Raw genomic sequence first — 21,707 nt, 5'->3', positions numbered from 1 at the left:
GTCGTTGCCGTCTGCACGGCTCGGGAAGTTCGACACCGCCAGCGCCCGCGGCAGCTTGTTGTAGCCACCTGTGGCGCCGCTGAAGTTGATGTCCACTGACGGTTGATTCGGATCGCACGGCAGCACACCTTGCGCCGCAAAGGCCTCAGCGCCCAAATTCGCCGCGTGACCGGAAGCGAACTTGACGTATTCGTCGCCAATCAGGAAGTTGAAGTTGAGCGGGCAGCCCAGATTATCCACTGCCACCGCTACGATGTAGCCCTTGGTGCCCGGATCCACATCCGACGCCAGGAAGCTCGCCGTTTGCGCCGCCGTCAAGCAAACATAAGAGTCTGCAATCGTGCAATCCGCGCTGACGAAGAACAAGTGCACAAAGGCCTGATTGGTCAGGTTCGTGTTCGTGATGTTCACACGCGTGTTTTGAGTGTTGCCACCCGAAGCATTCGACGTGTAGATGTTGTAGATCAAAACCGAGCCAGCTTTTTGATCGCTGACTTCAGAGCTTGCCGGATATGGTGAGCCTGGGTCCGCTGCCAAAGCAGAAGCGGCCATTACCAGCAACGCAAAAAAGATAAACGCAATTTGTGAGAGTTTGCGTGAGGTTCGCATCTTCGAGTTTCTCCTTATTCTCTTAAACGAGATTGTTAGTTAACTGCAAAACCCCTCGGCAAAGCTGCCAAGAGTCGAAGTCGGTCATTATGGTCATTCAGGGAATCAACCCTGCTGTCAGCGAGTCAACCCATCTACTAACTGAAAAAAAGGCAGTATCGCGCAATCATTGTGCGAACCTGACAACCGAATTTTCCGAAGAGGGTCAGTAGAAGTTCGGGCTGTGCACTGTGAGGGGCACTCACCAACGCGCGCAAGTCTACGTATCGTGCTGAGTCTTGTCAATAGCTTTAATCGGCATGTCCGGCATGTTTAATTTTTTGATTTTGTGAGAGTTAGTGATGCCGCTATTCGTACCGCAAAACTTCAACCGGCTGTAGTTTGGCGGCTGTGTAGGCCGGGTAAAGCGTAGCCAGAAAGCTGATAAAAACGGTAGTGAGACAGACTCCCAAACAATCTATAACGCGCAATTGAAGGGTAACATGAGAAATGGAGTAGATTTCCGCCGGTACTGCAATTAAGTGGTAAGCATTGATGAGCCAATACAAAATGACCCCTAAGGCGAAACCACTTACTGTGCCAATGACTCCAACAGATATTCCTTGCAAGCAAAAGATACGGCCAATTGAAGCAGCCGTAGCCCCTTGCGCCCGTAGGATTGCGACATCCTTATGCTTTTCAACCACCATGAGCGTCAAAGTCGTGATGATATTTAACATGGCAACCGCAATCAGCAGAATAAAGAAGATCACCACGATACGTTGCTGTAATTGCAAGGCCGCAAACAGCGGGCGATTCAATTCCTGCCAGTTGTTTGTAATGAAAGCTGCGCCAGCTTTAGCTTGCACGCGCGCGCCAATCTCACTGACGGCGTAAATATCGGCTACGCGCATTTGAATGACCCCCGCAGTGTTACCTTTGCCGCTGAGTTGTTGCAGCACATCCAAGGCGATATAGGCCCATTTCGAGTCATACTCATATAGACCTGAAGCGAAAAAACCTACCACTCGAAAGCTTGTGTATCTGGGACGGGGCAACATGCCGGCGGGGGTTAAACTGGTTGCGGCTGATACCACGGTGACGCGGGCGTTTAATTGCAGGCCCAGGGTTCGAGCCAACTCTTTGCCAATGATGATGCCGGCGGGACTGTCTTCAACGGCTGGTGAGTCTGGGCGGCTCAATTGTTTGGCATCGCCTTCAACGGTGATTGCAAAGACTTCGTTGGCGCTCGCCTGGGCCGTTAGATCAACACCTTTGATGATGGCTTGTTCGCTGCGATCACCGATGGTCAGTAAGACTGGCTCGTAGCTTGTTGCCGAAGCCGCCACGACTCCCGGTACAGTGCTGATTTGCGCTGCCAATTCCCCATAATTTTCAATGTTGCCGCCGTCAGCTCTGAGCAGGTTGAGATGCGCGGTGCCTTGCAAGATTTTGTCTTGAATTTCGTGGCGGAAGCCTTTGATCAGAGCTAGGGCGACCAATAGCGCTGCCACGCCAATAGTGACGCCGAGGATGGCTACGCCCGTGATCACCGACACGGCCATCTGACGGCGTTTGGCGCGCAAATAGCGCAGAGCGATGAACAGTTCGTATGGCATCACTTCCACGACTGGCGTGTGGCCACCTCGCCCAAATCCACCACGCGCAAATTCAACTGACCGCCCTGCCGATAGAGGATGTTGAATTTACTTTCAGAGGCGTCGGGTTTTTCCAGCGGGTAAGGCGAGGTGCGCACCAGATACCGCACGCCCAGCTTCTTCCAGTTTTCCCACGCCCCGGCTGGATCGTCCGATGCCACGGTTTTATGGCCGGTATAGAGATTGACCAGCGCCGGGTTTTGGGTCGCCAAGACTGCATCTTTAGGCACCCTTTCGCCGACGTATTTGATCAGCGCTTCGTTCTCATCAAATGCTTTGAGCCATTTCAACTGGTAGGCGGGTGAGGGATCGTTCTTACGCTGGATATATTGATTGTTGCTGTAAAGATTCAGCACGACGATCAACCAGATCAGCACTGTCGCCGGGAGCCATTGTCGCCGCCCTGCCGGTTCGCTCGTCAGTAACTGATACAAATCGCCAAAGCCTTTGAGGCCCATCAGTAGGTAATAAAGCAACAACGGCACCAAAGGCAGCAACAAGCGAAACTGCTCCCAGCCCCACGAAAGGGAAATTGCCAGGGCCAGCGGCGTTACGATTTCCGCCAGCGTCACGCGTCGCCGCACCGTCATCACATAACCGAACAACGCCAGCGCCGCGAAAAGGAGTGACAGGCCGCGCCCTTCCTGACCGATGCGAATGCGCTCGCCCGGTTCGAGCGGGCGAAAGAGTGAATAGAACGCAATACCACCAATATCGTATTTGCCGATTTCCGCGAGATTGTTCCAGACGCGTTCCGGTAGATCGTCGAAAGTAATCGTACCGTCTAAAGGCTGGCCCGCCACTTTTTGCCAAAATTGTGTCGTATAGGGCTGCACGATGTTCGCCCCTTGCTCCGCGCGTTGTTCCGCCGTAGGCGCATAAATACGCGAATACAAAACCCAGGGGCCAACCAGCAACGCCATTATTGCCGCAAAGATCAATAACGTGCGTGTCAGTCTCTCTTTGAGCAAATACAGCAAACTGCCTAACAACAAACCGAGGCCCGCCGGGCGCGTCAGAAAGGCGGCGGATACCAGCAACGCGCCAAAGGTTGCAAATTTGAGCGCGGCTTTGTTCTCGCGTTCGGCCACGCAGCGTTCGATCAGCAGTAGCGCGCCCAGTTGCAAGAGCGTGAAGACGCATTCCGACATCACGGATGAAGTCGCCAAAAAAACCAGCGCCGGATATAAGACGGTCGCTGCTGCAATGCCCAATGCCGTATATTCCGGCACCTCACGCACCCGGCGAAAATAGAAATACGCCAGCACGCCCGCGCCAAACATCGCCACAATCGAAACCGATTTCAGCAGCAGCAGGTTGCCCGGGAAGCCGCTTGAGAAACGATAGAAAAGCGAAAGGAGCGCGGGGAAGAACGGGGCGTAGAAGGGCCGTATGCCTGGTGTCGGTGAGTTAATGATGGTGTAACCCTGTCCGGTCGCCAGTGCCTTGGCCAGCAACACATACCACGCATCGTCCACGACCAGCCCGACGACGTGATCCAGCCGCATGGTGTAAACAACGAGAAAGGCCACCGCCACCGTTGCCGCCAGTCCGATCAGCAGCCAGGGTTTCGGTTTGGATTCTTTGGCTTCGATAGGAGTAATGGTTTCATTCAATTCTGGCCGAGTCTCAATAGCCTGCTTGCCTGTTTTGGCCTTTGTCGAGGGATGCTTCGCCAAGATGCCTGCTCCTTATTTTCGTCTGTTATTTGCTTTCGGGCCGCATGTGCGGGAAGAGAATTACGTCGCGAATCGAATGTTGATTGGTCAGCAGCATCACCACACGGTCAATGCCGATACCTTCGCCCGCCGTTGGGGGCATGCCATAAGACAACGCGCGGATGTAATCTTCGTCCATCACCATCGCTTCGTCGTCGCCGCCCGCGCGCTGTTGCATCTGCTCTTCAAAGCGGCGGCGCTGTTCAATCGGGTCATTCAACTCCGAAAAGCCATTCGCAACTTCCATCGAAGCGATGAACAACTCAAACCGATCCACAAAACGCGGGTCGGTCTGGTTCTGTTTCGACAGCGGCGACAGCTCGGTCGGGTATTCGATGATGAAAGTCGGATCAAGCAGATGCGGCTCGGCGACGCGCTCGAAAAGCGCGCCCAGCAATTGCCCGTCATTCAGCTTCGGATCGAAGTTCATTTCCGCCGCCGCCGCTGCCTGTTCCAGCGCGCCGCGTTCCAGCAACCCGTCCAGCGAAGGCTGCGCGTCCGCCTTGTCGTCGGGCCAGTACTTCAACACGGCTTCGCGCATCGTCAGCCGTTGCCAGTTGTCGAAATTGATCGTCTGACCCTGATACGGCACCTGCCGCGTGCCGCAGACGCGGTCGGCCAGCAGCGTCAGTAACTCCTCGGTCAAATCCATCAGGTCACGATAGTCCGAATAGGCCTGATACCATTCCAGCATCGTGAATTCGGGGTTGTGCTTGTACGACAGCCCCTCGTTGCGGAAGTTGCGGTTGATTTCATAAACGCGCTCAAAGCCGCCCACGATCAGGCGTTTCAGATACAGCTCCGGCGCGATGCGGGCAAAGAGTTCAATGTCCAACGCGTTGTGATGTGTCTTGAAAGGCCGCGCCGCCGCGCCCGTCGCGAGCGGCGTCAGCATTGGCGTCTCGACTTCGACATAGCCGCGCGAGTCGAAATAGTGCCGCACCTCGCGGATGATCTGCGCGCGTCGCTCAAAGACCTCGCGCGAAGTCAGCGCGGTCGCCTCTTCGTGCAAATGCGCCGCCGAACTGCTCGCGATCAAATCCACATACCGTTGCCGGTAGCGCAATTCCTTGTCCTGCACGCCGTGATACTTGTCCGGCATCGGCAACAAGGCCTTGGCCAGGAATTCCAGCTTATGCACGTGCAGCGAAAGTTCGCCTGTTTTCGTGATGAACAGAAAGCCTTCGACGCCCACCCAATCGCCCAGATCGAGCTTTTGATAGAGCGCCCAGGCTTCGTCGCCAATGTCGTTTTTGCGCAGGTAAACCTGCAACTGCTTCAACCCGTCGGTCAAATTGGCAAAGGCCGCCTTGCCCATCAGCCGCTGGGTCATGATGCGTCCGGCCAGCCGCACCGCGCCGTCAGTCACGGCTTTCAGCTCGGCGTTGACCTGCTCAAGTTCCGCGCCTTCTTTCTTGCCGGCGAAGGACTGGTAGCCCTCGGCCGCCTGCGAAATCGTGTGTGTGCGGTCGAAGCGGTGCGGATAGGCGGCGTGGCCCAAGCCCGCAATGTCAGCGAGATGTTGCCGCCGCTGTTGAATCTGATCGTTGTCTTGCTCTAGCAAAAGTGCTCCTTCAGCGATGATCTGCCTGGGAAAAATGAGGCGCGATTATAGGAATGCCAATTTACGAGTGTCAATTCAGGCAATTGGTCAAGCATTTGTTCGGCCATCTGCTCGGTCAATTCGCGGCATTGCCTTTGCCGCCCGTGCGCGCGTAGGATGCGGCGCGCGATGACTCCTTACGAACAACTCGTTCAAACCGTTGACGCCCTGACTACGCAACTCGCCCAGCGCTACGCCGCGCATCTGGCCTGCCGCGCCGGGTGCAGCGGCTGCTGTCAGCATCATCTTTCTGTCTTTCCAGTGGAAGCCGCGTGTATCGCCGCCACCTTGGACGAATTGCCGCCAGACCTGCGCACACGCATCGAACAGCAAGCCGCTGAGGTCAACCAACGCGAAGCACGAGGCGAACCCGTCGCCTGTCCGCTGCTCGTGAATGAACGCTGTGCAATCTACGAATCACGCCCGCTGATCTGCCGCACCCAAGGCTTGCCGCTGCTCTTCGAGGCCGAAGACGGCGCGCCGGAAGTAGACTTTTGCCCGCTCAATTTCACCACGCCCGAAGCGGTGAATGAACTGGACGAAGAGCATCTGGTGCCGCTTGACGAATTAAACACGCGTCTGGCGCTGGCAAATTTGCAGCATTGCCGTGATGGCGGCATTGCCGATCAAGACAGCGGCAAACGCCAGCGGATGAGCGCCATCATTTTGAAATCTCAAATTTGAAATTGGTCTTTTGAATGCCGGAGAACCGATGAACACCAAACCCGCCCTCTTGACCTTGCTGTTGCTGACTTATCCGGTGGTTGCCCAAACATCCCCCGCCGCCCAAGCCGCGCGCCAATACCGCCAGCAGCACGAGCACGAGATCATGGCCGAATACACGCGCCTGCTCGCCATCCCCAACGTCGCCTCTGATCTGCCCAACATCCGCCGCAATGCCGCGCTAATCGTCGAGCTGCTGCAAAAACGCGGCGTCAAAACCCAATTGCTGGAATTGCCCGATGTGCCGCCTGTCGTTTATGGCGAAATCAATACGCCCGGCGCGACGCGCACATTGATCTTTTACGCCCACTACGACGGCCAGCCGGTCGAACCGGCCAAGTGGGTGGGCGGTGATCCGTTCAAACCAATCCTGCGTTCGGCCTCGCTCGAAGCGGGCGGCAAAGACATTCCGTTCCCCGCCAAAGGTCAGCCCTTCGATCCCGAATGGCGCTTGTACGCGCGTTCGACCGGCGATGACAAAGCGCCGATTATCACCATCTGCGCCGCGCTCGACGCCATGCGCGCCAACAACATCACACCCCAAGCCAATCTCAAATTCTTTTTTGAAGGCGAAGAGGAAGCCGGTTCGGCGCATCTGGAACAATTCGTCGCCAAATACAAAGACCTGCTCAAAGCCGATGCCTGGCTGATATGCGACGGCCCCGTAGACCAAACACGCCGCCAACAAATCTATTTCGGCGCGCGCGGCGTGACCGGTCTTGAGGTTACTGTGTACGGCCCGCGCCGCGAATTGCACAGCGGCCATTACGGCAATTGGGCGCCCAATCCGGCGTTGATGCTGGCCAAGCTGCTGGCTTCGATGAAAGACGATGACGGGCGCGTGCTGATCAAAGGCTATTACGACGGCATCGAACCGCTCAGCGCCACCGAACTGCGCGCTTTTGCTGAAGCGCCCGACAACGACGCGCTGCTCAAACGCGAACTCGGTCTGGGTTGGAGCGAAGGCGGCGGCAAACGCTTGAGCGAAATGCTCAACTTGCCCTCGCTTAACATTCGCGGCTTCGTCAGCTCTTCAGTCGGCGCGACCGCCCGCAACGTCGTGCCCTCGACCGCCACGGCCTCGCTCGACATCCGCCTGGTCAAAGGCCTCGACCATCGCCGCGCCGTAGACTTAGTCGTCGAACACATCCGCGCCCAGGGCTACTACATCGTCGAAGCTGACCCCGACGACGCCACGCGCCTGAAATATCCCAAGATCGCCAAAGTCATGCGCCAGGGCGGCTACAACGCGTCCAAAACTTCGATGGACCTGCCCATCTCCCAAGCCATCATCGCCGCCGTCGCTAGTGCTGTTGAAAGTACCCGCGGCCCGGTCATCAAAATGCCCACGCTGGGCGGCAGCGTGCCGCTGTACATTTTCACCGACCATCTGAAAACGCCCTGCATCGGCGTGCCGATTGCCAATCACGACAACAACCAGCACAGCGCGAACGAGAATATGCGGTTGCAGAATTTGTGGGATGGGATTGAGACGATGGCGGTGTTGTTGACGATGAAGTGAAATTGGGAGTCTGGCTGGATTCGCTCGCAATCATTTTTCATCGTAAAGGCTCAGGTAAATTTCGCTGTCGTAATCAACCAGACCAAACTTGAGTAATTGCAGCCAGCCTTGCCGACCCAGCAGGTTGCGTTTGATCGCGTCAGATTCAGCGAAATAAACAAAGCTCTGTAATTGCAACCCCAGGCTTTCCAGCACCACTTCGTGACCGAAAGCCGTTAGCCTGCCGGTCAGGGTGGAGAAATCCCGCCGGAGTCCGCTTTCAACTGGAATGCCGAGAAACTCGCCGATACCGCGCTCAAACAAACAAGCCTGCGAGCCACTATCAATTTTGGCGCGGCAATGCGTTTTGTTGCCGCCATACTGAAGCGCGACTTCCAGGGAAATGCCCGTTTCCAGCGAGTCGTAACGTTGTTTTTGGCTGAAGTTCAGTTGATAGGTCATGATCAGAATCCGAGATAAGGCGGCGTGTCTGGGCTTTCCACAAAAACGACCAGCGCATCCTGGACGCCTGCCGCGCGCGCTGCCGTGGCTGCTTCAGAAAAGCTATTTCCGTGGGCGACCAACCGATTGCCTTCGAGCGCGACGTACTGACCTGCGTATTCGACCTGGTGCGCGTGCAACCATTCGTCCTCGCGCGAACGATCTTTGATGGAAAGATTCGTCGCCAGGACATACGGTGCAGGCACAACCATATTTCCGTTGACAGATTCACCCGCACCCAGCGCCTGCCATTCTTCCAATTCGGCTTGGAGTGCCGCGCTCATCGGCGCATCTGTCAGCGGCACCAGCAAAACGCCGTTTTTGGTCTCGATCAAGCGGATGGATGTGTGAGGTTTGAATCCGTAACGTGTTTGCACAGCATCAGGCAAGGCGACCTTACCGCCGTCTTCAATGGTCAGAGTCTCAAGCATATTTCGTCCCTCCTGGAATGGTTTTGTGCGTTGATTATAACGCCCTGTTGTTAGTCTGTCTCAGTGCCTTCGTGTTGAGCAAAAATCTCATCCACCTGCCTGGGAGACAGCGCCAAACCTTCGACCCGCTCCATCTGCTCGATCAACCTGCGCACCTCATCAGGCGACTGCACGTTTTTTACCCAGAGCAGGCGCAAAATGGCGACCAGATTGACGACGGTGATGCCGCGCGGTTGGCAATAACGAAGGGCCTGGGTGTCGTTGCACAGCAAGGGCGCGCGCCGCTTTTGGGTGAGGGCGAGAGCTTGGAGTTCTCCTTCGTTGAGACTGCGCGGCAAGTTGTAGGTGAGAAACTCTTCTTCTGCCGAAAGCGCGCTGACTTCGATTTGATTGGCTTGGATGGCTTGGAGCACCGGTTCGAGGTAGTTGGCACCCGCGTTCAAGCCGGCTTGCAGTTCTTGTTGCACGCCGGGCGGAATCACCAGTTTGGAACGGGCGAACAAGCGCAGGAATGCCGGTAACGAGTCGCCCGCCGCCAGGAAACTGAGGATATTGGTGGTGCCGACGACGATCACAGGATTCCTTCCCGTTCGAGTTGCTCCGCCTGGGCATCCAACTCGTGGGCGGTTTGCTCGCCCAGTGCCAGCACCGGGATGCCGCGTTCCTTCAAATAAGCGATGATCTTCCAGCGCGTGACACCCGAAAGTTCAGCCGCCCGTCCCAGGCTGCAAGCATCCGCCAGATACAATTCAAGCGCCTCGTCAAGGGAAGCGCGCTCTGGCAGCGGTGTATTTTCCGCACGGGTGAATAGCCTTGCCAGGCGCGAACGGTCGGCAAGGGTAAGCGTGCGCGCCAGGGCGAGCACGTCGTATATCGTAGTTGTCTCAGACATCGGTTTCATTTCCAGCAACTGCGTTCAGCGAAGGCTCGTGTTACTTCCCGCGCGTTTCAACGGTTGCAGCATAGCGCACGCACAATCACGCGCTCAAGAATCGCCAGCAATCCAGCGGCCCCGGGCACACGTTCCTAACGTAACATTTAGCCCGTTTGATCACCTCGACACGTGGCGTGGTAGATGTCTGAAGCTGGGTGACTTGTCATGAGCGAACTACGCCCCTGGTTGCTGATTCCCGCCAAGCGCCGTAACCTGCATCCCAGTCCAATTCAAGAAATACTGCGCCGCCGTCTGCTGCCCGGCAATCAAGCGCCGCCAACAACCTTTGACGCGGTTTGTCCCGCCAGCGTCCAACCTACAAATTCAGAGAGGTCGTATGAATAACACAACGATTCGCCGCTTGCTGTCTCATCGTGCTTTCAGGGTGTTGAGTCTTGTCTTCGCCTGGTTAAATCTGACCGCCACGCTGGCGCCGGGGCACGATCAAGTGCAAGCGGCGGCGCCCAAGGCCAGCGCGACCGCCCTGTGGTTCGATCTGGCGGGTGCGGATGGCGCGGTCTCGGCGCTGGCGGGCGAGGGCGATTTCGTTTATGCCGGGGGCAGCTTCCACACGATTGGCGGCGTGAACGCGAATGGCGTGGCGCGCTTCAACGTCAAAACTGGCGTGTGGACGACGCTGGGCACGGGCACGACTTCGACTGGCAACGGCGTGGGCGGCTTTGTCGAAGACCTCGCCATCAGCGGCAATGATGTGTATGTCGTGGGTGGCTTCAGCAATGTTTATCAGAGTGCGGGGACTGCGGTCAGCGCTAATGGCGTGGCGCGTTGGAATAGCGCGACCGGCCAATGGGCGGCGTTGGGCGGCGGCAGCGGCCTGAGCGCCAACGGTGTGAATCAGCGCGTAGATGACGTGTTGGTCAGCGGCGGCAATGTTTATCTCGGCGGCGCATTCACCGTGGCTTACAACGCGGCCGGCAACAGCGTCTTTGCCAATGGCGTCGCGCGTTGGAACGGTTCGTCGTGGACGGCCTTGGGCAATGGCACAGCAGCGAATGGCAACGGTGTCGCGGGCGGCCAAGCCTGGGTGCATGGGCTGGCGCTGATTGGCAGCGATCTTTACGTCGGCGGTTCGTTCAACAAAGCCCTCAACAACACTGGCAATGAAGTTAGCGCGAATTATGTCGCGCGCTGGAATGCGGCAACGAATACCTGGGCCGCACTCGGTACGGGCAGCGGCGACAAGGCGAACGGCACGGATTTCAGCGTTAGCGCGCTGGCCGTGAGCGGCACTGATCTGATCGTCGGGGGCGGCCTTTTCAATGTCTATAACAGCGCCGCCAATGTCGTGCGCGTGAACGCTGTGGCGCGTTGGAATGGCACGACGTGGGCCCCTTTCAATGGCGTCGCGGGCGCGAGCAAAAACGGTGTGAATGGCTATCTCAATACGCTTTATGCCAGCGGCAACAATGTCTATTTGGGCGGCGCATTTTCAGCCGGCAACAACGGCGATGGCACGACGGTGAGCGCCAACAACATCGTGCGCTGGAATGGCACGGCGTGGTCGGCCTTGGGCGCTTCGACCGGCAATACGGGAAATGGCTTGGACACGCAGACGCAAACGATCTTGGAATTGGCGGGGTTTGTTTACACCGGCGGCACGTTCCAAAAGGCGTACAACAACAGCACCACCGCCGTGGATACGCCGCGCCTGGGGCGGTGGAACGGATCGAGTTGGTCGGATGTGGTGGGGCCATCCGTGAAAGATGTGGCCTGCACTTCAGCCGCCAGTTTCGGCGCCGCGCGCTTTGCCAGCGAACAGATCGTCTCGGCCTTTGGCACCGGACTCGCAACGGGCACGCAAGCGGCCACCAGTGTGCCGCTGCCGACAACTTTGGCCGGCACCAGCGTGCGCGTGCGTGACAGCGCCGGCACCGAACGCCTGGCCCCGCTGTTTTTTGTCTCGCCGGGCCAGATCAACTACCAACTGCCCGAAGGCACCGCCAACGGCAATGCGACGATCACGGTGACCGCTGGTGATGGTTCGCTTTCGGGCGGCACGTTGCCGGTGCAAACCATCGCGCCAGGGTTGTTTTCCGCCAACGCCAACGGCCAGGGCGTCGCGGCGGCAGTCGTCTTGCGCGTCAAAGCCAACGGCGCGCAAAGTTATGAAACAGTCGCGCAGTTGAATGTATCCACCAACAAATTCGGCGCCGTGCCGCTTGACCTTGGCCCTGACGGCGAGCAGGTCTTCCTGATTTTGTACGGCACCGGGTTGCGCAAACGCAGCGCTCAAGCCAACGTCACGGCGACCATCGGCGGCACGGCAGCCGAAGTGCTTTTCGCTGGAAAACAAGGCGGCTTGGCCGGTGTGGATCAGGTCAACTTGCGCATCCCGCGCAGCCTGGCTGGCCGTGGCGATGTGGATGTAGTGCTGACGGTGGATGGCATAGTCGCCAATACGGTGCGCATCAATATCAAATAGCCCCACGAGCAAGCCATTTGCTGTACACACCTCGCAAGCTGCGCTATGGTGCGCAAAAAGCGGCGGGCGCAAACAAACGCACGCCAAAGCTGATTTCGATGAACAAAGCGAGGTTCAATTGATGAAACGCCAGTGGCTGAAAAATTGGAAGCGTGTGTTGCTGAAAACAGCGGTGGGCTGCGCCGCTGTTTTTGGTTTGTTGTGGGGGCTGCTGTCGTTTCCTAAAGCCTTCTTTCATGCCTCGGTAAGCGCCAACAATCTGGCGTTGTATTCCGATCAGCCGTTTGCGCCTGAAATGGGCAAACAGGTCATGGATAAGGTCGAGGCCAAGCTGGCGACATCTCCGCTTTATTCGGCTCAACAGGATCACACAGTATTCATTTGCAACGCGCGCTGGCGGCAGCGGCTCTTTTTCACCTATGTCTACGGCGCTGGCGGCGTCAATTACTACCCGGTTACGACCAACGTCTTCCTGCGCGATTCGCTGATTGAAGAAAACTGCTTAATCGGGCCGAGCGGCAAGCGTGTGCCCGGCGAGCGCACCCTGGACTATTTCATCGCGCACGAAATCACTCACACGCTCACGGGCCAGGCCGTCGGCGGCATCGCCTATCACCGCTTGCCGCAATGGGTGCGTGAGGGCTATGCCGATTATGTGGGCAAAGGCGCGGCGTTCAATTACGACGAAGCGAAACGCGCCTTTCTGGCAGGCGATCGGAAAATGGATTGGGCCAAGTCGGGCTTGTACTGGCGCTTTAATTTGCTGGTGGCGCATCTGCTGGACAAGCAGCACTGGAACGTGCAGCGCCTGTTGACTGAATACCCTGACCAAGTTGTTGTGGAAGCGATCGTGCGCGCCGAACAGCCCTGACCTAGCTCTCGTAAAAAGAGCATGGAGTTCAGGCTTCAGCCTGTCTGCGAGATTTCCCAGACAGGCTGAAGCCTGAACTCCATGCTCTTGTGCCCCGTGTTGAAGCGGTGGTCGTTATGGTTTCAGCCATTTGCCAAACCAATCCAACGCCGCTTGCCGCGCGGCGGGCGTGACAGCGTGGCCGGTCTTTTCTTGAAGTCGAAAGACAAACTTCTCGTCCGCTTTGGCGTTGCTGTACGCCGTGCGCGCTCGTTCAACGCATTCCATCAAACCGGGCAGCGGCGTGCGCGCATCCGAATCGCCATTGATGACCAGCAAGGGGCGCGGCGCGATCAGCGGCAACATTTCCGGCCCATCGAATTCACCATAAATCCCCGGCATCACACGATCATAAAACTTGCGCACAAACGCGCTGTTGATGTCAGTGACGCCTTCGACTATGGCTGCGCCATTGATGGCGGTTTGGAAGGTGCCCACGCGCGACTGCCAGGCATTTTGATCGAGCGCCCAGCGAAAACTTTGCACGCCGATGCAGGGCACTGCGACAGCGATGCGCGCATCCACGGCGGCGGCCAGATAGGTTTCCATCCCGCCTTTTGAAAAGCCGATCAGGCCGATGCGTTGTGCATCCACATCGGCGCGCGTTTCCAGATAATCCAACAAGCGCAGCACGTCCCAAACGGTGTCGTAAAGGAAGGGCAACTCTTTGCCGGTGCGATAGGTGCGCAGCATGGCTGCGCTGTATCCCTCAGAGCCTTTGCCCGCCTTGGTGCGCGCGCCGTGATAGCGCCCGTCAATCGCCACGCCGATGAAACCGAGCCGCGCCAGGTCTTGCAATAGCGCCAACTGGCTTTCTTTGTTGCCGCCCGTGCCGTGCAACGCGATCACGACGGGGCGGCGGCCACTGGCTTTGGCTTGCTTGACCAGCAAGCCCGGAACACGTTGATTGGCTTCGGCGGCGTAGCTGAACTGCGTTTGCGCGAGATCGTCCGCTGCGCCCAACTCTTTGACTTCCGGAGCGAGCGGCACGCGCGGGCGCTCAATCAGCTTTAGAAATGCCGCGCGGTTGCGGGCCTGCTCTTTGTCGCGGGCCGCTGCCGTGGGCCGGGTTAAAGTTATGGCTGCAAGATAGGCGCTCATTGATAGCAGCACAAAACAGCCAAGATAACGTGCGCTCATATCGCTCCTTATTTGAGTTCCACGCTGATGACGCGCCCCTCGGTTTTGCCGATGTTCTCGACCTGGTGAATGGTGGGTTCGCTCCAACGCGCCAGTCCGGCTTTGCGCAGGTTCTCTTGTGGCTGGCCGCCGCGTTCGGTGATGCGTGTGTGGTAATCCGAGAGGTAAACAACTACGCGATTGCCATGCTGGTGCCAGGGTTCGGTTTTGCCGGGCGGCACGTGGACTTCCAACACGCGCACAAAGCGGTTCTCAAAGAGCAGCTTGTGCGTGTCGCTCGCCACTTTTAGCGGATCGAGGTCTTGCGGGACGGCGCTGCCCCAACGCATGCAAAGCAGCAGCAGCGACACTAAACCAACCAGTGTGAACAGCTTTTTCATAGGTTCTCCGTAGGTTATGTCCGCAACAATGAAGACGGGCACAGCGGCTCGATCACGCATTTGTCGCAGAGCGGTTTGCGCGCATTGCACACGGCGCGTCCGTGCAAGATCAGCCAGTGTGAAAAGTTGATCCAATGCTTTTCGGGCACGAGTTCGAGCAAATCCTCTTCGATCTTTTCGGCAGTCTTTTGTTCGGTCAGGGCCAGCCGTTGCGAGAGCCGCGTGACGTGCGTATCCACCACCACGCCCGAAGCGATGCCGAACGCATTGCCAAGCACAACGTTGGCCGTCTTGCGCCCGACGCCGGGCAGCGCGCGCAATTCGTCCATCGTGCGCGGCACCTCGCTGTTGTGTTTCTCGACCAACGCCTGACACGCGCCCTGAATGTTCTTGGCTTTGTTTTTGTAAAAGCCGGTCGAGTGAATGTCGCGCTCCAGTTCGCTCTGCGGCACGTTCAGGTAATCCTGCGGCGCGCGGTATTTGCGAAAGAGATCGGCGGTCACGAGGTTGACGCGCACGTCGGTGCACTGGGCCGAAAGGATCGTGGCAATTAACAGTTCAAACGGATTGGCGTGATCGAGCGCGCACTTGGGTTCAGGGTACGTCTTGCTCAACGCGCGGATGATTTTTTGAGTGCGGTCGTAGCGTTCCGCCTGGGTCTCGCGTTTCTTTTTCGGCATCACTTTTTCCTTGTCCCTTTATCGGTTGCGCTCCACGGCAACCCGACGGCGCGCGTCAGGAAGGCCACGAGCGGCGCGCCCGCAGTGCAAAGCGCTTCGTATCTGTCCAAAAAATCGCTGGCGCAAACCTGCTTTTCGTTCAGCTTGGCGACGACGATGAAAGACTTGCGTTTCAAATCTTCAAAGACGGGCGCCAGCGTCTGATCTTCGCCATACGGCTTCGGCACGCGCTGCAACGCATCGCCGCTAAAGGTGAACTGCTTTTTGAATTCTTTGGCGCCGGTGATGCCGCGCCATTCGTCGGCATTGGCGGCGATGGCCGCGACGACCTGATTGCGCAGCGCGGGCGCGGGTTCATACAGCCCCATGCCCACGAAACAGTCGCCCGGTTCCATGTGCAGATAAAAGCCCGGCGTATCGAGCTTGCCGGCCTGATGCCAGAAGTAAGCCGACGCGGCGGTTTTATACGGCGTCTTGTCTTTGGCAAAACGCGTGTCGCGGTAAATGCGGAACATGCATTTCGGCTCGACCACGTAATGCGGGCTGAGGTTTTGCAAACGCGGACGCAGCGCGGCGATGAAGGCCAGAAAGGGTTCGCGCACATCGGCCAGGTAGCGTGGCTTGTTGGCCTCGAACCACTCGCGGTTGTTGTTGGCCTTGAGTTCGCGCAAAAAGTCGAACAGGGCGGGGGTGAAGCGTAGCTCTTTTGCCATCGGGGCTCCTCGTTGTGTCAGTAGCCCGACTGTGAAGGAGGGCTGGCTTCAAATCAGATTGATTGGGTTTCACTTGAAGCCAGCCCTCCTTCACAGTCGGGCTACTGACACGGTTGTCATTGCGCATTCGGATCGTTTTGCATCGCGCCAAAGATGTTGCCTTCGGTGTCTTTGAAATAGGCCAGCCAGCCGACGGTCGGCACCGGCATTTTGGGCAGCGCAATCGAACCGCCGTTGGCCGGGATGGTTGTCAGCAATTCATCCAGCGCATCGGTCATCACGGTGCAGACGAAAGCATTGACGGCTTGGCCATCCAGCGGCCCCGCGCCGTGACGCGGCAGCAAGCCGCCATTGATGCCGGGTTGATCGGTGGGGCCGGTGGAAATCAGCCAATACGGTTGATCGGCCCATTGCTGGAATTCCCAGCCCAGCGTTTGGGTGTAAAACGCGATAGCGCGTGCGGGGTTTTCAGCGTGAATTTCAAAATGTGCGACACGTGCTGCCATTGGGATGCTCCTTTGAAAAGGTAAGACAAGGGGAGTTTGCCAGAGAGGTACGGAGACACAGAGGATTTCTAAGTGAGCAGGGAATTGCTGTTTTTCCTCCGTGCCTCCGTGCCTCTCTGGCAAACATGTCCCGAATGTTATTTCTTACGTTTGGCCAGTTTGACAATGACTTTCCATTGTTCAGGGCTGACCGGTTGTACCGACAAACGTGAACCGCGCCGCAAGAGTTCCATGCCTTCCAGTTCCGGCACTTCGCGCAGTTCATCCAGGCCCAGCGCGCGCGGGAAAATCTCGACCAGCTTGACGTCCACCATGTCCCAGGCCGGGCTATCCATTTTGCTTTTCGGATCGTAATGATGATCTTTGGGATCGAATTGCGTGGGATCGGGATAGGCCTGCTTGACGATTTCGACGCTGCCGACGATGCAGGGCGGCGCGGCGTTGCTGTGATAAAAAAACGCTTGGTCGCCCAGCCGTATCTCGCGCATGAAATTGCGGGCCTGATAGTTGCGCACCCCGTCCCAACAGGTGGTTTGGCCTTTCGCCTGGGCCAAATCCTGAATCGAAAATGCCTCCGGCTCCGACTTCAACAGCCAGTAACGTTTGGGCATGCGTTTCCTCCTGATGTATAGATGACTTTCTTTGCGACTGCTGGGCGGTGAAAATAGGGTGGCGAGGTGACGGATGTCAAACAACGAGCTTTTGAAAGCTTTGAAAGAAAAGATGCAGCGCTTGGATGCAGGCGCGGATTTTTATTGGGAAGGCGGCTTTATGGTCTTCACCCGCGCCTATCATTTGCAACGCGGCAGTTGTTGCGGCACGGGCTGCCGCCATTGCCCATACACGCCGAAATGGAATAAAGGCGCGACGACTGTCGTCAGTACGGAGAGCGTCAGCGATCTGAGCACTGATTGATCACGACCATCATCATCGAAGAAAGCCGCCGCAAAAAGGCGCAAAAAAACGCAAAACAGATTGACCAGTTTGAATTCTTTTGCGCCTTTTGCGCCTTTTTGTGGTGGGCAATTATCTGAGGCCTGTGCTTATTTCTCCGGCGGCCCGTCAATACTTTGGCGCGGCGCAGCCTTTGGCGTGCGGCGGCTCGACGCCGCTTTGGCATAGCTTTGGCTCGGGACAGCAGGCCGGGAACACTTGCCATTGGCTTTGACTGCCTGCTGCACGTCTGTTGCCGAGGGCCTACCAAAGCGGCGTCGAGCCGCCGCACTCCAAAGGCTGCGCATACCGAAATAAGCACAAGCTTCATTTATCTCCCTTGCGCTGCTGTTCCCCGTTCCGCCACATCGCTGCTATACTGCGCAGCGCACAACCCCACTCAATAACTCAAAAGAAGGAAACTGAACGAGATGGCAACCCCAATTCTGCTCGCCAAAGATACCGAAGAGATTTACCTGCTGCCCAAGATGGCCAATCGCCACGGCATGATCGCGGGCGCGACCGGCACCGGCAAAAGCGTGACGCTGCGCGTGCTGGCCGAGAGTTTCAGCCGCCAGGGCATTCCGGTGTTTATGGCCGACGTGAAAGGCGACTTGGCCGGCATTTCGCAGACGGGCGGCGACAATCCCAAAGTGGCCGAGCGCGTGCAACAGTTCGCGCGCGACGATTTCAAATACCAGGCTTATCCGGTCGTCTTTTGGGATGTCTTCGGCGAACTGGGGCATCCGCTGCGCGCGACGATTTCGGAGATGGGGCCGCTCTTGCTAACGCGCGTCTTGAACCTGAACGACACGCAGGGCGGCGTGCTCAATCTGGTTTTCAAGGTCGCCGACGACAACAAACTGTTGCTGCTTGATCTGAAAGACCTGCGCGCGATGTTGCAGCACGTGGCTGACAACGCCAAAGAATTGACGACCAGCTACGGCAACGTTTCAGCGGCCAGTGTGGGCGCGATTCAACGCCGCTTGCTGGAAGTCGAGCAACAGGGCGGCGACAAATTCTTCGGCGAACCCGCGCTGGATTTGAACGACATGCTGCAAAGCGGCGATGATGGGCGCGGCGTCATCAACATTTTGGCGGCGGATAAATTATTGGCCTCGCCGATGCTTTACGCGACCTTTCTGCTCTGGCTGCTTTCGGAGTTTTACGAAATGCTGCCCGAAGTCGGCGACCTCGACAAACCCAAACTGGTGTTCTTTTTCGACGAAGCGCACTTGCTCTTTGACGACGCGCCGGACGCGCTGCTGACCAAGATCGAACAGGTCGTGCGCCTGGTGCGCTCAAAAGGCGTCGGCGTCTATTTCGTCAGCCAGAATCCGCTCGACATTCCCGACCTAGTGCTGGGCCAATTGGGCAATCGCGTACAACACGCCTTGCGCGCCTTTACCCCACGCGACCAAAAGGCGGTCAAGGCCGCCGCCACGACGTTTCGCGTCAACCCCGCGCTCGACACCGAAGCCGCGATTACGGAACTTGGTGTGGGCGAAGCGCTGATCTCAGTGCTTGACGAAAAGGGCACGCCGACCATCGTGCGCCGCGCGTTCATCGCGCCGCCCGAAAGCAAGCTGGGTGCGATCACGCCCGAACAGCGGCAAGCCGTGATTCGCGGCTCGTCGTTTTATGGCCATTATGAAAACGCTGTGGATCGCGATTCGGCCTACGAAATGTTGAAGAACCGCGCGGCTCAGATGCAGGCGGAACCGGAGGCCGCGCCCGCGCAACCAGACGCAATGTCGGGCGCGATGGCCGGCGTGATGGGCGTGGCGGGCGGATTGTTGGGCGCGTTCGCCAAAAGCGCGGCGCGTTCGATTGGGACGCAGGTGGCGCGCGAAATTTCGCGCGGCTTGCTGGGTGGAATTTTTGGCGGCAGCGGGCGGCGGCGGTAACGATTTTCCTCCCTGACTATCAACTTGGCGGTTCACCTGGCAAGGCCCGCTTCACACAAACTGAATTAGCAAAACAACCCAGTTAGGAGAACACATGAAGCTTTTGAAACTCTCTGTTGTACTGACCCTCACGGCCTTAAGCGTCCTCGCGGCGACGCCCCGGGCCTTTGACCAAGCCGCGTTTGAAGCGGCCATGAAAACGATCATGCCGACCAACGGCAGCCTGCGCAAAAACGTCACCGAGAAAAACGCTGACGGCGCCAAGTCCGATGCCGCCAAGCTGGAAGCCATCTTCAAAACTTCCGAAGATTTCTGGAAAGAGCACAAGGCGCAGGACGCGGTGGATTTTTCCGTCACCGGGAAAAATGCCGCCGCCGCCATCGGCAAACTCGCCGCGGCTGGCGAATGGGACAAGATTCCCGCCGAGCAGCAAAAAATCCAGGGCACCTGCATGGGCTGCCACACCGCGCATCGCGAAGGCTCGCGCGAGGCTGGTTACAAGATCAAATAAGCCTTTCGGCGCAATCCGCCAGCGCGGCTCGACGGCTTTTCCCCACGCCGTGGCCGCGCTTGGTTTTTAGAGCGTTGTGATGGATGAGTTGCCATGCAAAAGTTAAAGGAAGTCGCTCCCGCCTTTGTCGAAATGGCGCATCGCATCGTCTGGGCCAGTGCCGCCTCGGTGGATGCCCAGGGCCGTCCGCGTTCGCGCGTCCTGCATCCGATCTGGCAATGGGACGGCGCGAAGTTGGTCGGTTGGATTGGCACTTCGCCGACGCCGACCAAACGCGCGCACCTGCAAGCCAGCCCGTATCTGTCGCTGAATTACTGGGCCGCGAACCACGACACTTGCGTCGCCGAATGCCGCGCCAGTTGGGCCTTTGACGAAGAGACGCGCACGATGCTGTGGAATCTCTTTGACAGCACGCCGGCGCCGCTCGGCTACAACCCCGCAATCATTCCCGCCTGGACAAGCCCGACGTGCGACGCCTTTGTCGCGTTGCGGCTGGAACCCTGGCGCTTGCGCGTGATGCCGGGCAGTCTGATGTTGGGGCAGGGCGGCAAGATTCTGACTTGGCAGGAATAGCGTATCGGTACGGTACCGCGCGCGTCAGCAAGCGGTGCGCAGCGTAGGCAGCCGCTTGCTGACGCGCGCGGTACCGTACAAAGTAGGCCCCTATGCAAACCCGTGATTACGATGTCGTGTTGTATGGCGCGAGCGGTTTTACCGGCAAACAGACGGTCGCCTATTTCGCTCAGCATGCGCCAAACGTGCGCTGGGCCATGGCCGGGCGCAATCATGAAAAGCTGGCTGCCGTGCAAGCTGAAATCGGCGCTTCGGCTGACATCCTCGTCGCTGACAGTCAGGATCAAACCGCGTTGGATGCCATCGCCGCGCGCACGCGTGTCGTGCTCACGACCGCCGGGCCGTTTGCCTTGTACGGTACGAAGCTCGTGGATGCCTGCGTGCGCCACCAGACACATTACGTAGACATCACGGGCGAGACCGTTTGGGTCAGAGAGTTGATTGATCGTTACCACACCGAAGCCGCCGCGACGGGCACGCGCATCATTCCGTTTTGCGGCTTTGACTCGGTGCCTTCCGATTTGGGCGCGTTCCTGATGGCGCGTCACATCCAACAGCAATTCGGTGTGGATTGCCGGAGCGTCAAAGCCTACTTTCAAATGGCGGGCGGCGTGAATGGCGGCACGCTGGCGACGGCCTTCAACCTGTATGAAAGCGGGCAGGCCGTCCACGCGCGCCATCCGTTTTTGCTGAACCCTGTGCCGGAGGCGACACGCGCCGCTTTACGGCAAAACCAGGACCCAGTCACGCCGCATTACGACGCCGACGCGGGCGCGTGGGTCGCGCCGTTTGTGATGGGGCCGATCAACACGCGCGTCGTGCGCCGCAGTCAGGCGCTGTTCAGTGAATGGCAGGCGGGGTATGGCGCGGAGTTCAGTTATCAGGAATACACCAAATTCAACGGCCCGCTGGGCTGGCTGCCGGCTGGCGGATTAGCGGCGGGCGCGACGCTGTTTGAATTGGCGCTGCAATCGCCGCTGCGGCCCCTCTTGAAATCCGTGTTGCCCGCGCCGGGGCAGGGGCCTGCGGAAAAGACGATGAATGAAGGCTGGTTCCGCTGTGAATTACTGGGTGTGGCGGTAGATGGTCGTCAGGTGCGCGGCGTCATCAAAGGCCAAGGCGATCCTGGCAATCGCGCCACAGTGAAATTTCTGTGCGAATCGGCCTTATGTTTAACAGGTAATCCCGCCGCTTTGCCTGGCGGCGCGCCACATGGCGGTTTGTTGACGCCGGCGACTGGCTTGGGCGACATTTTGGCCGAACGGTTGAAACAGGCGGGTATGGCGATTGAAATTGGAACCGCCCCAGACAGCCGCTGAACTTGGCTGGGCGAAGCCTTTGGAGTGCGCGCGGC

At 58.1% G+C, this 21,707-nt stretch carries 23 protein-coding genes; 9 read left to right on the top strand and 14 right to left on the bottom strand.

Annotation, left to right across the window (positions count from 1 at the left end; translation table 11 throughout):
- The 4 genes from HY011_23855 to lysS form a co-directional block, all read right to left on the bottom strand.
- A partial coding sequence (locus HY011_23855) for a hypothetical protein (protein MBI3425976.1) occupies positions 1–609 on the bottom strand: 609 nt, incomplete at its 3' end.
- 347 nt (positions 610–956) lie between these two features.
- The gene (locus HY011_23850; protein ID MBI3425975.1) at positions 957–2,207 is read right to left on the bottom strand and encodes an ABC transporter permease; all 1,251 of its coding nucleotides are present in this window, start codon (positions 2,205–2,207) and stop codon (positions 957–959) included.
- A complete protein-coding gene (locus HY011_23845; protein MBI3425974.1) occupies positions 2,207–3,925 on the bottom strand; it encodes a hypothetical protein in 1,719 nt (572 codons plus the stop codon). Before HY011_23845 ends, HY011_23850 begins: the two co-directional genes overlap by 1 nt.
- A gap of 25 nt (positions 3,926–3,950) precedes the next feature.
- Positions 3,951–5,528 carry a lysine--tRNA ligase gene (gene lysS, locus HY011_23840; GenBank protein ID MBI3425973.1) on the bottom strand — a complete coding sequence of 526 codons (1,578 nt, stop codon included), beginning with the start codon at positions 5,526–5,528 and terminating at the stop codon, positions 3,951–3,953.
- Positions 5,529–5,696: 168 nt separating this feature from the next.
- On the opposite strand from lysS, the gene HY011_23835 reads away from it, so the two are divergent.
- Positions 5,697–6,251: a YkgJ family cysteine cluster protein gene (locus HY011_23835; protein ID MBI3425972.1), complete on the top strand. Its 555-nt coding sequence runs from the start codon at positions 5,697–5,699 to the stop codon at positions 6,249–6,251.
- Positions 6,252–6,279: 28 nt separating this feature from the next.
- A complete protein-coding gene (locus HY011_23830) occupies positions 6,280–7,812 on the top strand; it encodes a M20/M25/M40 family metallo-hydrolase (GenBank protein ID MBI3425971.1) in 1,533 nt (510 codons plus the stop codon).
- A gap of 30 nt (positions 7,813–7,842) precedes the next feature.
- Here HY011_23830 and HY011_23825 read toward each other — a convergent pair whose 3' ends face one another.
- From HY011_23825 to HY011_23810, 4 genes are read right to left on the bottom strand one after another with little or no spacing between them, the layout of a single operon-like run.
- Positions 7,843–8,253, bottom strand: a complete 411-nt coding sequence (locus HY011_23825; GenBank protein MBI3425970.1) for a hypothetical protein — start codon at positions 8,251–8,253, stop codon at positions 7,843–7,845.
- Positions 8,254–8,255: 2 nt separating this feature from the next.
- Positions 8,256–8,723, bottom strand: a complete 468-nt coding sequence (locus HY011_23820; protein ID MBI3425969.1) for a hypothetical protein — start codon at positions 8,721–8,723, stop codon at positions 8,256–8,258.
- Positions 8,724–8,773: 50 nt separating this feature from the next.
- On the bottom strand, positions 8,774–9,298 hold the full coding sequence (locus HY011_23815; protein MBI3425968.1) for a hypothetical protein: 525 nt from the start codon (positions 9,296–9,298) through the stop codon (positions 8,774–8,776).
- Positions 9,295–9,615, bottom strand: a complete 321-nt coding sequence (locus tag HY011_23810; protein MBI3425967.1) for a UPF0175 family protein — start codon at positions 9,613–9,615, stop codon at positions 9,295–9,297. The genes HY011_23815 and HY011_23810 overlap by 4 nt, the downstream gene beginning before the upstream one ends.
- A gap of 379 nt (positions 9,616–9,994) precedes the next feature.
- On the opposite strand from HY011_23810, the gene HY011_23805 reads away from it, so the two are divergent.
- Positions 9,995–12,100 (top strand): hypothetical protein, encoded by a 2,106-nt coding sequence (locus HY011_23805; GenBank protein ID MBI3425966.1) that lies wholly within the window; start codon positions 9,995–9,997, stop codon positions 12,098–12,100.
- 121 nt (positions 12,101–12,221) lie between these two features.
- Positions 12,222–12,971: a hypothetical protein gene (locus tag HY011_23800; GenBank protein MBI3425965.1), complete on the top strand. Its 750-nt coding sequence runs from the start codon at positions 12,222–12,224 to the stop codon at positions 12,969–12,971.
- Between the two features lie 114 nt (positions 12,972–13,085).
- Here HY011_23800 and HY011_23795 read toward each other — a convergent pair whose 3' ends face one another.
- The 6 genes from HY011_23795 to HY011_23770 all read right to left on the bottom strand — a co-directional run bounded on the left by HY011_23795 (position 13,086) and on the right by HY011_23770 (position 17,040).
- Positions 13,086–14,150 (bottom strand): acetylxylan esterase, encoded by a 1,065-nt coding sequence (locus HY011_23795; protein ID MBI3425964.1) that lies wholly within the window; start codon positions 14,148–14,150, stop codon positions 13,086–13,088.
- Between the two features lie 8 nt (positions 14,151–14,158).
- Positions 14,159–14,530, bottom strand: a complete 372-nt coding sequence (locus tag HY011_23790; protein ID MBI3425963.1) for a cytoplasmic protein — start codon at positions 14,528–14,530, stop codon at positions 14,159–14,161.
- A 14-nt stretch (positions 14,531–14,544) separates the two neighbouring features.
- Positions 14,545–15,210 carry an endonuclease III gene (nth, locus tag HY011_23785; protein MBI3425962.1) on the bottom strand — a complete coding sequence of 222 codons (666 nt, stop codon included), beginning with the start codon at positions 15,208–15,210 and terminating at the stop codon, positions 14,545–14,547.
- A complete protein-coding gene (locus HY011_23780; GenBank protein MBI3425961.1) occupies positions 15,210–15,923 on the bottom strand; it encodes a TIGR02453 family protein in 714 nt (237 codons plus the stop codon). The genes nth and HY011_23780 overlap by 1 nt, the downstream gene beginning before the upstream one ends.
- Before the next feature lie 116 nt (positions 15,924–16,039).
- Positions 16,040–16,429 (bottom strand): VOC family protein, encoded by a 390-nt coding sequence (locus HY011_23775; GenBank protein MBI3425960.1) that lies wholly within the window; start codon positions 16,427–16,429, stop codon positions 16,040–16,042.
- 137 nt (positions 16,430–16,566) lie between these two features.
- Complete coding sequence (locus HY011_23770; GenBank protein MBI3425959.1) at positions 16,567–17,040, bottom strand: EVE domain-containing protein; 474 nt, start codon at positions 17,038–17,040, stop codon at positions 16,567–16,569.
- A 112-nt stretch (positions 17,041–17,152) separates the two neighbouring features.
- On the opposite strand from HY011_23770, the gene HY011_23765 reads away from it, so the two are divergent.
- The 5 genes from HY011_23765 to HY011_23745 all read left to right on the top strand — a co-directional run bounded on the left by HY011_23765 (position 17,153) and on the right by HY011_23745 (position 21,672).
- Positions 17,153–17,344: a hypothetical protein gene (locus HY011_23765; protein MBI3425958.1), complete on the top strand. Its 192-nt coding sequence runs from the start codon at positions 17,153–17,155 to the stop codon at positions 17,342–17,344.
- A gap of 449 nt (positions 17,345–17,793) precedes the next feature.
- Positions 17,794–19,269 (top strand): DUF853 family protein, encoded by a 1,476-nt coding sequence (locus tag HY011_23760; protein ID MBI3425957.1) that lies wholly within the window; start codon positions 17,794–17,796, stop codon positions 19,267–19,269.
- A 94-nt stretch (positions 19,270–19,363) separates the two neighbouring features.
- Positions 19,364–19,780, top strand: a complete 417-nt coding sequence (locus tag HY011_23755) for a hypothetical protein (protein ID MBI3425956.1) — start codon at positions 19,364–19,366, stop codon at positions 19,778–19,780.
- Positions 19,781–19,873: 93 nt separating this feature from the next.
- Positions 19,874–20,353 carry a pyridoxamine 5'-phosphate oxidase family protein gene (locus HY011_23750; protein ID MBI3425955.1) on the top strand — a complete coding sequence of 160 codons (480 nt, stop codon included), beginning with the start codon at positions 19,874–19,876 and terminating at the stop codon, positions 20,351–20,353.
- 92 nt (positions 20,354–20,445) lie between these two features.
- A complete protein-coding gene (locus tag HY011_23745; GenBank protein MBI3425954.1) occupies positions 20,446–21,672 on the top strand; it encodes a saccharopine dehydrogenase NADP-binding domain-containing protein in 1,227 nt (408 codons plus the stop codon).
- Positions 21,673–21,707: the final 35 nt, after the last annotated feature.

The organism is Acidobacteriota bacterium, assembly GCA_016196035.1.
In the GTDB taxonomy this organism is placed as follows: domain Bacteria; phylum Acidobacteriota; class Blastocatellia; order RBC074; family RBC074; genus JACPYM01.
The sequence above is the reverse complement of the archived record's forward strand: the minus strand, read 5'-3'. Positions and strand labels throughout refer to the sequence as shown.